Origin of the sequence: Sulfurirhabdus autotrophica (genome assembly GCF_004346685.1) — a bacterium.
Lineage (GTDB): Bacteria > Pseudomonadota > Gammaproteobacteria > Burkholderiales > SMCO01 > Sulfurirhabdus > Sulfurirhabdus autotrophica.
This window is the reverse complement of the sequence record NZ_SMCO01000013.1, coordinates 1-13,275: the sequence shown is the minus strand read 5'-3', so window position 1 is coordinate 13,275 and position 13,275 is coordinate 1. Positions and strand designations below refer to the sequence as shown.

Below are 13,275 nucleotides of genomic sequence, written 5' to 3'. Positions count from 1 at the left end.
CCATCGTCAATAAAATTGTGTAGTTTTATCAGTGGCTTTGACCTGAACTGGGGTTTTGTGCACAGCAATTTCCCCTGATTTAAAGAAATGTAATCAATTAAAACAGCGTTTGTAGCTACAGTTCTTGACGCAACTTCAGTGCGTAATCATGCGCGGCGTTGATTTCCCTTGATTTGTATGCCGCAAGGTCCCGGATTTCTGATCCCATTTGTGAGACTTTATCCGGGTGGTATTGAGATATCTTTTGTTTGTAAGCCACTCTTATCTGTTCAGACGAAGCGCTCTCAGCAATTTCCAGAATTTTGAACCAGTTTGCAGGGATGTAATTTTCATCGTATGAATTGTTGCCTTTGTCCGGCATCTCGTGAAACATTTTCTCCTGAGTAATGAATGTTTCTTTATTGCTTTCGGCGACAGTTTTAGCTGAAGTCTCTGTTATTTTATCGAGCATAGCCATAACAATCCAGTAACCAGCCAACAGGCCGCCGACAATGAAAATGATTTCTTCGGCTGTCATGAAACCATACCCGTAAGACTTTTTTTATAGCTTTGAAGCGCGCTGTATCGAGGACTGGTTTCATCTTCAAAATCGATCATCTCATCTATTCTCTGACATAAAGAGTGTATCAACTGGGCAAAACGATTTGGGTCCGAAACTTGGCGATAAAAACAAATCGGGTCCCCTGCGAAAGGGTAACGCAAGGTTATTTTTCTTATCAAGTTAAGTGCGAAAGGAGGGCATGCTAAAGAATCAAATGCCAATTTCGCAATGACGTTTCCAGAAACTCCAAATGTTTCCTTTTGTCGATAAATCAGGGTCAACATGATTACAATAGTGAAATAAATAAGTCCAATTAGCAGAAGAAACCCTAATCCTGTGCCAAAAATAAAAAGTACAACTGGAATGCCGATCATGAGTAATGTGAAAAGGACTGATGTCATGAGGCGTAATGGGTTGAAAGCGTTTAGAAAACTTTGCAATGCTTCCTGGCTTTCTTGTTGCTTGTCTGTTTTAGAAAGCGACCAGCTCAAGCGGAACAAGGCGTTGCCAGGCGTTAAAGGATTTGGTAAATATGGAATTTTCTCCATTAGCTGCCAGCGGGACTCAGGGCATGCAAAAATCCATTTGCCTTTTTTTTCAATGAAAACCAATTCATTGAAAAAGAGCAACATTGCAGAATCAAATAAATAGAATCCGATAATACCAAGCACTAACCATGTTTCGAATGATATTGTCACGATCTGTTTTTGAAGATCGACCGCACCCAAGCAAATAAACCTATCACCGCTACTGCTACTACTTTCCAGGCAGCAACAGCAAATCCAACAATTGCTGCCCAGAAACCCTTTTTCGTCGCCACAGCAGCAGCTCCACCAGCAATGAGGGCAGCCAAACCAAATTCAGCCACTCTATCCCCTTGTTTAAATTCAGCATAACGTTCTCCGCTATTAAACTCAAACCCGGGCAGAGCGGCCTTGAAAGTTTTGACATCTTCATTTAAAGTTTCTGGGCTTGATACAAGCGTTGTATTCATTACACCTGTTCTTCCCAATAATCGAATGGTGTAGTTCAATATTGTGTGCCCTTCACTGCTAAGTTTTAGTCCCCATTCCAGCCGCTTTGACTTGGCATCATAATGCGGTGGGACATACCAGCCTTCTGTGTGTAATGGGGCTATTCCCAGTCTTTTTCTTTCTTCGTTTGCAGCTTCATCGCTATCTTTCAACTGCTGAAGAAGCGCATCAGGGTCAATTTTTTCATCATCCTTAACATAGCCCATGGGGTTAAACGAAAATGTTGCCCACCAGTTATTCTTTGTAGATAAAAGAATAAAATTGCCGGAATCAGGAATATTCCCTGTTAATTCGAGGAATTTCTTGCTGTTTACTTCATCCAGGAACGCTAGATTTGAATCTGTTTTTAATGTTGCTTTTGATGCCACTTGCTCCGTTTTGGGTCCGATATGCCATTCAAGCGACCGAATTGCTTTGGTAGTAACCTCTGGGTTGACGGCTGCCGAGGATGAAAATGGAAAAAAGCATAATGCAAAAAAGAAAGAGAGTAGTTTCATACTGGGCCCCAAATGTGGAATGGTAATTTCTCATCCATCAGTTTTTTTATAACTCAGGCATCTTTTCGATGCTTTTTTGGCTCATTGTGTTGTATAAACCGGAGTATGTCAAAAGAATATTCAGGTTGTGTTCATGCATGAAATATTTGGTGATTTTTATATTACTTTTCAATGTGGTTACATTGGCAAACGCAGTATGGAGTGTTTGTAAATAATCATTCAGTGTCAATATGTTGGTGTGAAATCAATTTTTAACGTTTCAGCAGGCCCATCAAAAGCGTGTTATAAATTCGTTCCCCAAGTATTTGCAGTTGTGTTTTAGTTTCAGGTCGTTTAATTAATCCGCCAAGTATCATCATGGCAATGCCATGTACACAGGCCAGGGCGGTCAGGGTGAGGTCTTCGGTTTTGCTTTCCGTATAGAGGCCTAGTTGCTTTCCGTTTTCGATGATCTTCGCCAGGCTATGGACTGCCATTGAGCCAGATTGCTTTAGTCCTTCACCGCAGTTTTCTTGAGATAACATGCCGCTGAACATGAGGTGAGCGATTTCTGGTTGATCCATGACAAGGTGTAAATACCCCATACCTGCATCAAATAATTGTTGCTGGGGGCTGTTTGGGTGGTTTTTTTCTGCTTTTTGACAAACATCTGTCAAGCGGGTGTAGCCATACATGGCGATGGATTCCAGCAAGTCAGTTTTATCCCGGAAATGGCGATATGGTGCCGCATGGCTTACCCCTGCTGCTTTGGCAACGGCTCTTAAGCTTAAGCCGGCTACCCCGTGTTGGGTGAGTAGTTGCGTGGCTGTGCTGATTAAAGTGTTGCGCAGGTCACCGTGATGGTAACTTTCTTTGGATTGAGCTTTCATCATGTTAAAGACTCTAAGTCATTTTAATGCTGGGTTGTTTTCTATTCTACAATAAAAGTTGACAGTGGAAACATCGTGGCCTATGATTTTTGATTATGTAGTCGATGTAAACATTAAGTTGCTGGTTGTATTTTGAATTTGGTCTAAAACTATATGGATGAAAGTGATTGGCATGCAAAAATTGAATGCTGGAATATTGGCGTATTTTCGTTGGGTGTTTGTGGCGGGCACATTAACTGCAGCATTGCCTGTCAGTGCGGCGGAGGTCTCAATGCCGCTCTTGACGATACATGCTTCTCTTTCCCTGCCCGCCGCTCCCGTGGTTGTTTCAGGCGGTGAAATTGCTTCGCTGCTCGACAAACCCGTGGCAATGATACGTGCAGTTAGCTGGCAGGGTGGCGTGAAAAAAATAATCCCTTTTCAAATTGATAAGCGGGATGCCAAAGGCCGTTATGTGTTTCCTTTAAAGGATGACGATAAAGCGTTATTGCTTGAAGCGACCGATGAATGTGTATTCATGCTGAACGATGCAGGGGAACGTTTGCGTCCTGGGGCAGAGTCCACCAATCCGCAGCAAACTATTGAAATTGGCATTGTTGATTTCAATACAGGAGAAAGAAAGTGGGTGTATCTGCAAGTGATAACAGCAGACACTCCTGCGGAAGTGACCAAAGATTATGTTGTATATGATGCGGCGAACGACACGATCGAAACCGGTATATACAGGATTGGATTTTCAAAGTCACAACCCTTTCTGATAGACAAGTTGCAATGGCATGTGGACGGTGTCGGTAAATGGAGTCCAAACGTGGTCGACACCATGAAAATCCGGCATCACGGTAAATTGCTCGGAATCGATTTTGTCCGCACCCAGGCGGATTATCGCTCACGCATCATTGCTGTGAAAGATGGTCCGGTGCGCGTGATACGCAGGACGCTTAATTCTGTGAAAGTACTTGGTTACTTGCAAAGTCCGTCGTTGACTATCGACTATGTTATCTACGCAAATGGGTTGCAAATGGATACGTTGATTGATCTTCCCTTTAAGTTAAGCTGGTTTTTTTCTGATTTAAGCACGCTGACAACAATCGACTGGAATGATGCGCCACCGTTACCCGCGTTGCGCATAAACAGTGCCGGTAAACCGGCCATTACCATAAATGGCGAAATGAATCCGGATAAGGAACAGTTTAATAAAGGTGTGGAGCAACGGTTCGGAATAGAAAGCGCCTACGGCTTGCTGATGGTGCAACTGGAACTGGAAAAAAATCTGCCCGTTGAGCCGCATTTATACCTGCTGGATGACCGCAAGCGAGTGGATGAACCCGAAAATATTCCGGGCCAGTTTGGTAACGTGGGATTTCTAACTACAGGCTGGGAAAAAGTGGACACTTCATTGCACCATTTGATGTTTAACGTTTTAGTGCTGCAAAAAACAAGTGTTGGAAATGGGCTGGAATTGCTGGGCACCTACCCCGTAAAGAAAAAACAAATCACGAAACAATAATCAGGTGCGTTGCGTAGGGATGACCGAGTCATTTAATTAGAAAAATGGAAATTTAGTACTCTCTTAGCAAGGAGATGATGATGAGCATAGCGTACTGGTGCATATTTATTTCAGGGTTATTACCTTTTTTCTGGAGTATGTCGTGGCGTTGGCCGGTTTACAGTCTAACCGCTAATCTTGCGCCCCGTTCATTTGAAGTAAAGTTATCTGGATGGCGGCTGCGTGCACACTGGGCGCATCTCAATGCGATTGAAGCCTTTCCCCAGTTTGCGGTGGCGGTCATCGTTGCGCAGCAATTTCACGTTTCACAGTCTATAGTGGATGAACTGGCAATTGCGTTTGTTATTTTCCGCGTGGTGCATGGTTTGTTTTACCTTGCAGATCTGGGTGTGCCACGAACCTTGGCTTTCGCCGGGGGTGGGGCATGCACTATTGCCTTGTTTCTTTTGGCCATCTAATTTCCAGCAAGGAGAGAAATCATGAAGCTGTACGGACACCCTTATTCCAATGCTGCACGTCGAGTGCAAATGTTTTGTGAGGAATGCAAAATTCCTTATACCTATCAAATGGTAGACCTGATGAAAGGGGAGCAATATGCGCCGGAATATCTGGCGTTGAACCCGAATGGCAAAGTGCCTGTGATTGAAGATGATGATTTTGTGCTTTGGGAATCCAATACGATCATGCGCTATCTGGCAGACAAACATAAGGCTGAATCCTGGTACCCTCGGGATGCAAAATCACGCTCGCAGGTAGACCAGTGGCTGGACTGGAGTCAGACTCGATTAGGGCCAGAGGCCGGCAAGATCATGTTTAATACACACTTTGCGGGTGAAAACGGCAACAAGCAGGCTATAGAGGACGGAAAGAAATGGTTGCAGAAAATTCTCCCTGTGATGAATGCTCTGTTGAGCAAACAAACGTATTTGTGTGGTGAAGCCATCACGCTAGCTGATTTGGCAGCGGTAACTAATGTTGCCTACCTTGAAATGTGTCGATATGAATTGGATGAATTCCCTGCCGTCTGCAACTGGTACAGCAGTATGAAACAGCGGCCGAGCTTTGTAGCCACCGTACCAAAATAAAAGGTGATCGTGATGAAACTTTTAACCATCCCCATTAGCCACTATTGTGAAAAAGCACGCTGGGCACTTATCCGGCACGGGATTCCCTATCAGGAAGAGCCGCATTTGCAAGGTTTTCATTATCCTTACGCTTATTGGATGAGTGGTGGAAAAATGGTACCGGTGCTGCAAGATGGCAAATATGTGATATCCGATTCCACCGCAATTCTCAAGTATCTGGATAGCTATGCGGCGAAAGAAGCACGGCTCTATCCGGAAGATCGCGAATTAAGGCATCAAGTAGATGAATTGGAGGACTTGTTTGACGAACAACTGGGGGTGGAAAGCAGGCGATGGGTTTATTTTCATTACCTGCAGCATCCTCGTGCAATGCTGAAAATTGCGTCGCAAGGGATATCACCATTTGAAAAAGCCCTGGGGCCGGTGTGTTTTCCTTTTTTGAAAGCCTTTGCTGCGAGGATGCTGCACACCGATGATGAAAAGGTCAAGGTAGGCGTGAACCAGTCTCGGCAGATCATCCAGAAAGTGGATGGCTTGCTAAGTGATGGCCGGAAGTATCTGGTTGGCGACAGATTCAGTGCCGCTGACTTGAGTCTGGTATGCATGATGGCGCCTTTTGTATTGCCGCGCCAATATGGCATAACGCTGCCTGCTCTGGCGGAAGTGCCTGAATCCATGCAAACCACAGTAAAGGAATTTCAAAGCACCGTCACAGGTCAGTATGTACGCCATCTGTGCGAAACTGAGCGCTGCTCGCAAAAAAATAAAATACCGGTTGTTTAAAAGTTGAATAGTCGCAATCCCCCTCTCCCTGCCCCTCTCCCACAAGGGGCGAGGGAACCTGCTAACTTACTCATTCTTCAGCTCAGCCCCACTCACAAAATATTTCATAGAAGAGCTGGGGGAATGGGGAAATACCTGGGCTGTAATGAGGAAGCTTTGCGCCAACTTTAAACATGATCAAGTCAAAATGGCAGGAAACAAGCAACAATAACGTATGAAAATCAAACCAAATGCGATGCAAAATGTGCAAGGTTTTGCTGAGGCTGGTTTCGGCGCATATAATAGTCTTTTGTGATTAGCTAAGGAAGAACAAACATGCCATCAAAAGAGGCCGCAAGCACTGATCTGGATCAAATTCAATTAACACAGTTTCTAAGCCATCAACATTTGTGCGATTCCCTAACTATTGGGGAAATTCACATACTGCTAGGCTATCTGACGCTAATGGATTTGAAAAAAGGTGAGATCTTGTCGGATATTGGTGATGTGGGCGATTCGCTGTACCTTGTGGTAAAAGGTGAAATTGCAGTGACGTTTGACGAGCGTGGAGAAGAAGGTGAAGTGGTTCGCGCTGCTTCAGGTGGTCTGGTTGGCGTCATGTCTTTCTTTGATAAGCAGCCGCGTTCTGTTCGACTGGTCGCTAAAGCACCTAAAACCCAAGTGCTCAAATTGTCCCGCGCCATGTATAAGCGTATGAAAGTAGAGCAGCCGTATATTGCAATCAACATTGTAGAGCAGGCGATTATCAGTCTGGATAACTTGTTCCGTCGGGTCAGCAGTGATTTTGCACAATTCTCCCATTATCTTTATGGTGCGGGATATAAGTAACTGCTTACTGATTTTCCCTTTGAACAGCTTTAACAATACGTTGGTGTGTTTTTCAGGAGGCTTGCGCAACGTTGTACATTCACCGCGGAGACGCAGAGGCGCAGAGTTGATGTGCCATATTGCTTTGTTATCTGGATAGGCTGTTTGCTTTATTGTCTTTCTCCGCGTCTCAGCGCCTCTGCGGTTAATTAAGCGGCCCCTGAATTTTAAATATTTCCAAAACCATTAAGAGCTAGCCATTTAGCTGAGTATTTTACTAATCAGCAAATAGTTTTACCGACTATTTGCGAGCTGGGTGAAGTATCCCCCAGCTCTGCTATATCTGTTTGCACAGTAAAATCATGATAGAGCTCTGAACACACTAAAAATCAGTCAATTTAAACTTATCGGCCAAAATGGCATCGCGATTTTCTGGCGCAATGGATATTTTTTCAACTTTTCCATTTTTGATGGTTTTAAGCATATTGTCGAAAAATATGGTTCTTCCAGCAGGGTTATGAAGGACAACCAGTAATTTTTTAACAAAAATAGCATCAGGGTGTGTGGAATTGAGGTAATTGGCTGGAGTAAAGTCAATCCACTCTTGTGGAGAGAGATCAAACGCAAACTGATTGGTCCATTCCCCCTCAACGAGCGCTTGCAATAAGTACTCATGCTCAGTTGTTTTGCTCAACTTGAATGTATCCGCATCCTGTTTGACATTTACATTCAGTATGTTTAGCCGCATAGGCGCTCGGATCCCGTAACTGCCAAAACCCAAATCACACAGCCACTCTTCATCATCCAGTTTCAGCACAATAGCCATATGTGTTTTTGGCCGCTTAACTGGGTAGAACATAGGTCGTGCAGCAACAAACTGGTATGAAATTCCCAATGCTTGCAGCGCCATGGCAAAAAGGCCATTAACCTCGTAACAGTAACCGCCACGATTTCGATTGAGAATCTTGTCAACGATTTCCTCAGGAACCAGAGAAACCACTTTTCCAGCCTGAACATCCAGGTTTTCAAATGGCACAGAAAATAACTGACACCGCATCATATTGGTAACGGTAGCAATATCGGCTTGAGCATCGCCGTAAAAGCCAATTCGGTTGAGGTAGTTTTGAAGTTCAAAATTGTCAGCTTGCATACTTGTACACCTTGGTTAATATTTCTGCCAGATTAATGTTTTTTTGTAGCTCGATTGTGTTTAGTATTGGGTGCTATATGGACCCATTGTTCCTTGCCCCGCTTTTTGCGTGATGGCCAAAAATCCCTGCAATCACCTGGCGATCCGCAGTTTGATAGCAGATTGCATCCTGCGTCTAAACAACTAGTATCGCATGGCAGATCGCAAGGTAAGTCACAAAACCCTCCTTGCCTGTGCCAATCCAGATGTGCGACAACGTTACGGTGATGCGTTGCGCTACATTTTTCCAGTCGTTTTTGCAGAATGCCAATCCCACCCAAGACGCCAAAGCGTTGAATAGCGCGAAAGCCTAAAGCAGAACAACTGGCCTGGCCTGTGTGTGATCTATATGCGCAGGTAAATCCTTTGTGTGGCGAAATATGTCGTTGATAAATAACAATGAACAAAAGCGCAAGTCTTTTCATTTTATAGTTAACGTCGTTCTAATTTTCATCTCAAACTTCAAAAGTACAGCCGAATATTGATCTTGGAAACCCAGTCTATTGTGACCTTAGTCAGTTAAACCTGTTTACCTATGTTCCCTAAATGGGTGTAACTAAATCCCTGAGCATATTTAAGTCCATAACCAAGCGCGCGGTCAAAACCGATATGTGCAAACCAAATGAGCCCACCAGCAAGTACCAGTGCGTTTGCCATTACAACGCCAGTAATAGTTAAAGCAATTGCGCCGCAATAACTGTGGGTAAGATTGTACGAAATAGCGCCGACACGTGGGCCAAACAAGTAACCTGTAAAAGACAAATCAGGTAACAGGAAAAACCAAAAATAAGTTGGCCATGCAAAATTTAATTTGTGAAACATGAATGTCGAAGCGACCAGAATGGCAAGGCCTTCCAGGCGGAGAATTAAACGTATATTTCCTGTCGCAGCATCCAAGATGCACCTCAAATAGGGTTCTGGTGTGTAAGTGAGTACATGCTAAAGCAAGGGTGTTGTTAAGCCCTTTTCGTGCAAATGATGATCCCTGTTGACCACGCAATTTTGGTCGTCAATAAATCATCCCGGGCTTCGAGATATTTAGTTAGATTGCTGGCTTTGTCAGCATGCCCATCCGGCCAGTTGTCTTGTGGCAGCATGTCATCAATGATATATAGCCCTCCACTTTTTAATAGTGACAATGTTTCTTCCAGTTGATGATATTTTCCAGGCCAGGTATCAGCAAAAATAAAATCAATAGATTCCGGCTCAGTATTATTTATCAGTTCTTCACCTTGGCCAACCACAAAGCTTACACGTTGGTCATTACCAAGGTATCTTTTGGCGATGGCTACCAGTTCCTCGTTGCTATCAATAGTAGTAAGGGATGAAAGCGCATCCATGCCATGAAGTATCCAGGCTGTTGATAACCCACTCCCCGTACCTAACTCAAGAAATCGTCCATTAGGCTTTGTGGCGGAAAGTGTGGCCAATAGAGAACCCGGCAATGGGTCTGACAATTGATCAAAGTTAATTTTGAGTGTTTCATCAAGTATTTGTTGATACCCGATAGGGAAATGTTTCACTGTATCTTTCATTGAGCAGCAATTAAGTTAAGCATGCTTTATGGGCGCTATATAAATCACATGTTGCGAACTGCTTTGTGTGATGATTTCTGCCTTCATTCAAAAACCGGGCGCGTAAACGAGCGTTCAAAACTCAGAAAGCACTGTGTTTCCCGGTAGTAGCGCATAGCTGCCTGGCACTCTGCGTCATCTGTAGCGGCAGCACGGTAAATTTCGTAATCAGCTAGTGAAGGAAAAGAAAACAGGGCATGTGCAATGTTGTTTGGCCCTTCGTGAGGCAAAAAATAGCCATGGTGCTTGCCGCCAAATTTTTCTACCAAAGGAATCCACAACTTTCCATAGGTTTCAAATTCTTTCAGTTTCAAAGGATCAATCACGTAACGAAGATAACAAGTAATCATAAGGTTTCTTCCACTTCAGTAACTCAGTCGGAGCGCCGTAAAATGCGTGTTACCTGAAGACCTCTTGAATGATCAAGGCGTGTTTTCAGTAATACGATTATATGGTCTGGCTGCGTTCAGTCATTATGACATTGTCACTGAGCATCGCGCAATGAATTTGATCAATTGGTTGCTTCATAAATGCTTGCCATGTTGAGTTTGGCTCCCAATCTTTGAGTATTGCGCTCTGCGCTTCAGGTTCAGGCAAGCCTTGTCATCGAAAATACAAATAGAGAAATGCCGAGACCCTGTAATTCAATGCGCAATGAACCCACACTTTTTCCGTTTTAAGGGTTTCCATAATGCCAATAAATTGTATCAGGTAGCTGGTTTTCGGCGCTTCGAAAGGCACAGGGATATGATGGTAAGACATACCCAGTCGGGTAACAATATATCCCTCTTCCGGTATGGCATTATCTGAATCATGCATCGCCAGGTTGATCACTGATCTATATCCAGCGGAGGCGATAAAGCGAAAGTCTGCCTCATCTGGTTGCCCGGATGAGGCTATTTGATCAGAAATTTGGAGGTGGTTAGGAATGTTCATTTCTGATATCTTTTCGCGTAATTAAACATCTGTAGCTGTCTCTGGAATTTACGTTATAGAACAGAATATCATTTTGTGCATAGCATGATCATGGCAGGCATTGCTGAGCACAAGTAGCTTTGTTGCTAAACTCAATTGAGTCTGAACCTGACGATCCTTGATTCAAACATTTGGTCTGGCCACACTGGGGGCAATGCAATTAGCACGTTTTTTTGTTTCATTATTGCGTGGAGACCTGTCAATGGATGTGGGTTCCAAACCTCGTTTGCACAGAAAATCAGATGCATCCGCTTTGCGAAAATACTCAGCATAATCTGTGGCGTTTTTCCCCATTTGATCTATCAAGTCAATGCTGGCACCCATTAAGATCAGCAATTTCATCATGGGGATGCTGCCATTCTCAGCGGCCATCATCAGCGGGGTTTCACCACGCCTTGCGGACACGCCAATGTTGGGGTTGGCGCCACCAACCAGCAATGTGCGGGCAAGATCTAAATTATCTTTTTTCACAGCATGGTGCAATGCGTTGTACCAACCGCCCACTTGTATGTCGGGATCGCTGCCAGATTCTAATAAACGGCGTACTGTCGCCCTATCCCCAAAGTAAGCAGCAAGGGACAGGGCAGAGTATGCGTTACTCGTGTTGGTGTCACGATTGACGCCTTGTTCTGCCAGTTCCATTGCCAAATCACCATAACCGCTACTGGCAGCAGCGTTGTAAGGGCTAAAGCCGATTTTGTTTTTTTGGTTGTTGTTTGCACCCAGCATCAACAACTCGCGCACGCTTTTATAATCGCCATTGCCTGCAGCGTAAATTAATGCGGTATCACCCGAATAATCATCCGAAGTGCTATTCACATCAATCCCTGCTTTTACCAATGGTCTGATGGTATCAGGCATCTTTTCGGCAATCGCAATATCAAGCCAAGTTGCCTCTTTACCTGGGTTATGCGTGAGTTCTTGTCGTCCCCAAGGGCTATTTATCCGAGCTTCAACCGCATTTTGGCAGCGCGCAGCAAGTGCTTCACGCAACGGTAAGGTTTGTGAGCATGGGTCAGGAGCGTAGGCTTGCTGATGCGCAGCATTGGCTAAAAACCAGGATGACGTAAAGCTCGTCATATTAAAAACGCTACCATCCTTGACTGTGCATTTCGTTTCAATAGCCAGCCGTTGTTCCCAAGGTTTGCTTGCAAGTGGTGCAGGAATAGTAAATTCCCAATTCCCTTGTGTGCTGTATGCGCGCTGACCGGATCGCTCAACAGAAATGGGCTGCCATGCAGACCAGCTCCCGGGCGGATTGTTGACACTGTGTTCTGCACCAAAAAATCCCATTGGTGTTAAGCCAACCCTTACTTCCTTCAATGCCTTGCAGTCAAACCATAAATTTCGTTCGGCGGCATGGCTTACTTCATGGAGCTGAACAGTTAATTGATTATTCTGCCAGTGCACATTACCCCGCACGCCTACGCGGGCAAAGGCAGGGTAGTTATTAATATGAGGCAGTTCTAATGGTGCGTCAAACTGCAATTTTACAGGCCAGTCATAGTGAGATGAAAGTGCCGGGTCGGTTTGCACACGAATATAAATGGCATCCAGCAAATCGCGGGGCGAAAAGCTGCTGTTACCGAATAAAAATGCCAGATAAACGACAATAAGTGTAGTCAGTACGAATAAACGCGAGCTACGTAAAAAATGCATAAGGCGATTGAACACTATTGAGGTTCCGGATAATTCACTCGCATAGTAGACGAAATTGTTGTGTTTGTGTGATTACAACTAAGCTTGATTGGTATTCCAAGATTCGATGAAATCAATCACGGGAAGACGGGTAGCAGTCGAGATTTTCTTCGCCCACTCCTCAGACAAAGTGTGATGATTGTCATTGCAATCCACAAACTCCTGTAATTTTATCTCTCGTTGCCCTTTTCCAGCCAGATAGATCTCCGGATGATACATACCTTCAGTGTCGTATCCTCGAGCACAAGTAACACGCCTTTTGATATGCGTGAATTCTGATATTTGAAAATTTTCCGACCAAAGAGGAATAAACCCGAGTAAGTAATAGGTTTTAATGATGTTCGTAGTCTTAGAAAATACTCTGGTGCGCCAAGTGAATAAGGTCAAGAAGGCAATGAGCCCAATGAAGCTAAACCAAAGTATAAAAAAGCTATTCCAGCGAGTTTCGTTAGAAATGGTGAACAGGAACCCACCAAAAAGCAGCAGAAAAAACACAAGGCTTGCAGTGATTAGTCTCGAATATATTTGCGGAAAATAAGGAATAGATAGGGTTGGCTCTAACATTCACCAATAATACTTCAAATCAATAGCGCCTGTGTATGTGACAGGGGATTGGCTCGCGTAGATACTGTTATCCAAGTCAACCCCCATGCAAAGTCGGATCGAAATATTTTCCTGATTTAAGTACACCGAAGGCGACATGAATCAGCTTTCGC

17 protein-coding genes are annotated in these 13,275 nt (G+C 44.2%); 5 read left to right on the top strand and 12 right to left on the bottom strand.

The genetic code is table 11. The features are described from left to right. Positions 1 to 115: 115 nt before the first annotated feature. The 4 genes from EDC63_RS12325 to EDC63_RS12310 form a co-directional block, all read right to left on the bottom strand. Positions 116 to 517 (bottom strand): J domain-containing protein, encoded by a 402-nt coding sequence (locus tag EDC63_RS12325; RefSeq protein ID WP_124945063.1) that lies wholly within the window; start codon positions 515 to 517, stop codon positions 116 to 118. After that, entirely contained in the window at positions 514 to 1,269 is a 756-nt protein-coding gene (locus EDC63_RS12320; protein ID WP_124945062.1) for a hypothetical protein, read from the bottom strand. Before EDC63_RS12320 ends, EDC63_RS12325 begins: the two co-directional genes overlap by 4 nt. Next, on the bottom strand, positions 1,236 to 2,072 hold the full coding sequence (locus EDC63_RS12315; protein WP_124945061.1) for a DUF2167 domain-containing protein: 837 nt from the start codon (positions 2,070 to 2,072) through the stop codon (positions 1,236 to 1,238). The genes EDC63_RS12320 and EDC63_RS12315 overlap by 34 nt, the downstream gene beginning before the upstream one ends. Before the next feature lie 251 nt (positions 2,073 to 2,323). Further along, positions 2,324 to 2,944, bottom strand: a complete 621-nt coding sequence (locus EDC63_RS12310) for a TetR/AcrR family transcriptional regulator (protein WP_124945060.1) — start codon at positions 2,942 to 2,944, stop codon at positions 2,324 to 2,326. Positions 2,945 to 3,113: 169 nt separating this feature from the next. On the opposite strand from EDC63_RS12310, the gene EDC63_RS12305 reads away from it, so the two are divergent. The 5 genes from EDC63_RS12305 (at position 3,114) to EDC63_RS12285 (ending at position 7,144) form a co-directional block, all read left to right on the top strand. Then, complete coding sequence (locus EDC63_RS12305) at positions 3,114 to 4,448, top strand: hypothetical protein (protein ID WP_124945059.1); 1,335 nt, start codon at positions 3,114 to 3,116, stop codon at positions 4,446 to 4,448. A gap of 80 nt (positions 4,449 to 4,528) precedes the next feature. Continuing rightward, complete coding sequence (locus EDC63_RS12300; RefSeq protein WP_165922995.1) at positions 4,529 to 4,906, top strand: MAPEG family protein; 378 nt, start codon at positions 4,529 to 4,531, stop codon at positions 4,904 to 4,906. A gap of 21 nt (positions 4,907 to 4,927) precedes the next feature. Then, a complete protein-coding gene (locus tag EDC63_RS12295) occupies positions 4,928 to 5,533 on the top strand; it encodes a glutathione S-transferase family protein (RefSeq protein ID WP_124945057.1) in 606 nt (201 codons plus the stop codon). 12 nt (positions 5,534 to 5,545) lie between these two features. Next, positions 5,546 to 6,316 carry a glutathione S-transferase family protein gene (locus EDC63_RS12290; protein ID WP_124945056.1) on the top strand — a complete coding sequence of 257 codons (771 nt, stop codon included), beginning with the start codon at positions 5,546 to 5,548 and terminating at the stop codon, positions 6,314 to 6,316. A gap of 315 nt (positions 6,317 to 6,631) precedes the next feature. Then, entirely contained in the window at positions 6,632 to 7,144 is a 513-nt protein-coding gene (locus EDC63_RS12285) for a Crp/Fnr family transcriptional regulator (RefSeq protein ID WP_124945055.1), read from the top strand. Between the two features lie 361 nt (positions 7,145 to 7,505). On the opposite strand, the gene EDC63_RS12280 is transcribed toward EDC63_RS12285, so the two are convergent. The 8 genes from EDC63_RS12280 to EDC63_RS12245 form a co-directional block, all read right to left on the bottom strand. Next, positions 7,506 to 8,273 (bottom strand): arylamine N-acetyltransferase family protein, encoded by a 768-nt coding sequence (locus tag EDC63_RS12280; RefSeq protein WP_124945054.1) that lies wholly within the window; start codon positions 8,271 to 8,273, stop codon positions 7,506 to 7,508. 32 nt (positions 8,274 to 8,305) lie between these two features. Continuing rightward, complete coding sequence (gene yidD / locus EDC63_RS19125) at positions 8,306 to 8,737, bottom strand: membrane protein insertion efficiency factor YidD (protein WP_124945053.1); 432 nt, start codon at positions 8,735 to 8,737, stop codon at positions 8,306 to 8,308. A 94-nt stretch (positions 8,738 to 8,831) separates the two neighbouring features. Further along, positions 8,832 to 9,209, bottom strand: coding sequence for a DUF4260 domain-containing protein (locus tag EDC63_RS12270; protein ID WP_223248156.1), 378 nt, complete (start codon positions 9,207 to 9,209; stop codon positions 8,832 to 8,834). Between the two features lie 59 nt (positions 9,210 to 9,268). Continuing rightward, positions 9,269 to 9,847 carry an O-methyltransferase gene (locus EDC63_RS12265; RefSeq protein ID WP_124945052.1) on the bottom strand — a complete coding sequence of 193 codons (579 nt, stop codon included), beginning with the start codon at positions 9,845 to 9,847 and terminating at the stop codon, positions 9,269 to 9,271. Between the two features lie 83 nt (positions 9,848 to 9,930). Then, positions 9,931 to 10,236 carry an NIPSNAP family protein gene (locus EDC63_RS12260; protein ID WP_124945051.1) on the bottom strand — a complete coding sequence of 102 codons (306 nt, stop codon included), beginning with the start codon at positions 10,234 to 10,236 and terminating at the stop codon, positions 9,931 to 9,933. 253 nt (positions 10,237 to 10,489) lie between these two features. Beyond that, positions 10,490 to 10,822: a protein tyrosine phosphatase family protein gene (locus tag EDC63_RS12255; protein WP_223248155.1), complete on the bottom strand. Its 333-nt coding sequence runs from the start codon at positions 10,820 to 10,822 to the stop codon at positions 10,490 to 10,492. A gap of 162 nt (positions 10,823 to 10,984) precedes the next feature. Continuing rightward, entirely contained in the window at positions 10,985 to 12,535 is a 1,551-nt protein-coding gene (locus tag EDC63_RS12250; protein ID WP_124945050.1) for an ankyrin repeat domain-containing protein, read from the bottom strand. 63 nt (positions 12,536 to 12,598) lie between these two features. Then, positions 12,599 to 13,123, bottom strand: coding sequence for a hypothetical protein (locus EDC63_RS12245; RefSeq protein ID WP_124945049.1), 525 nt, complete (start codon positions 13,121 to 13,123; stop codon positions 12,599 to 12,601). Positions 13,124 to 13,275: the final 152 nt, after the last annotated feature.

What these genes read in the sequence shown, in the direction of transcription:
- EDC63_RS12325 (WP_124945063.1), bottom strand. Translation starts at nt 517, where the DNA reads ATGACAGCCGAAGAAATCATTTTCATTGTCGGCGGCCTGTTGGCTGGT.
- EDC63_RS12315 (WP_124945061.1), bottom strand. Translation starts at nt 2,072, where the DNA reads ATGAAACTACTCTCTTTCTTTTTTGCATTATGCTTTTTTCCATTTTCA.
- EDC63_RS12310 (WP_124945060.1), bottom strand. Translation starts at nt 2,944, where the DNA reads ATGATGAAAGCTCAATCCAAAGAAAGTTACCATCACGGTGACCTGCGC.
- EDC63_RS12305 (WP_124945059.1), top strand. Translation starts at nt 3,114, where the DNA reads ATGCAAAAATTGAATGCTGGAATATTGGCGTATTTTCGTTGGGTGTTT.
- EDC63_RS12300 (WP_165922995.1), top strand. Translation starts at nt 4,529, where the DNA reads ATGAGCATAGCGTACTGGTGCATATTTATTTCAGGGTTATTACCTTTT.
- EDC63_RS12295 (WP_124945057.1), top strand. Translation starts at nt 4,928, where the DNA reads ATGAAGCTGTACGGACACCCTTATTCCAATGCTGCACGTCGAGTGCAA.
- EDC63_RS12290 (WP_124945056.1), top strand. Translation starts at nt 5,546, where the DNA reads ATGAAACTTTTAACCATCCCCATTAGCCACTATTGTGAAAAAGCACGC.
- EDC63_RS12285 (WP_124945055.1), top strand. Translation starts at nt 6,632, where the DNA reads ATGCCATCAAAAGAGGCCGCAAGCACTGATCTGGATCAAATTCAATTA.
- EDC63_RS12280 (WP_124945054.1), bottom strand. Translation starts at nt 8,273, where the DNA reads ATGCAAGCTGACAATTTTGAACTTCAAAACTACCTCAACCGAATTGGC.
- yidD (WP_124945053.1), bottom strand. Translation starts at nt 8,737, where the DNA reads ATGAAAAGACTTGCGCTTTTGTTCATTGTTATTTATCAACGACATATT.
- EDC63_RS12265 (WP_124945052.1), bottom strand. Translation starts at nt 9,847, where the DNA reads ATGAAAGATACAGTGAAACATTTCCCTATCGGGTATCAACAAATACTT.
- EDC63_RS12260 (WP_124945051.1), bottom strand. Translation starts at nt 10,236, where the DNA reads ATGATTACTTGTTATCTTCGTTACGTGATTGATCCTTTGAAACTGAAA.
- EDC63_RS12255 (WP_223248155.1), bottom strand. Translation starts at nt 10,822, where the DNA reads ATGAACATTCCTAACCACCTCCAAATTTCTGATCAAATAGCCTCATCC.
- EDC63_RS12245 (WP_124945049.1), bottom strand. Translation starts at nt 13,123, where the DNA reads ATGTTAGAGCCAACCCTATCTATTCCTTATTTTCCGCAAATATATTCG.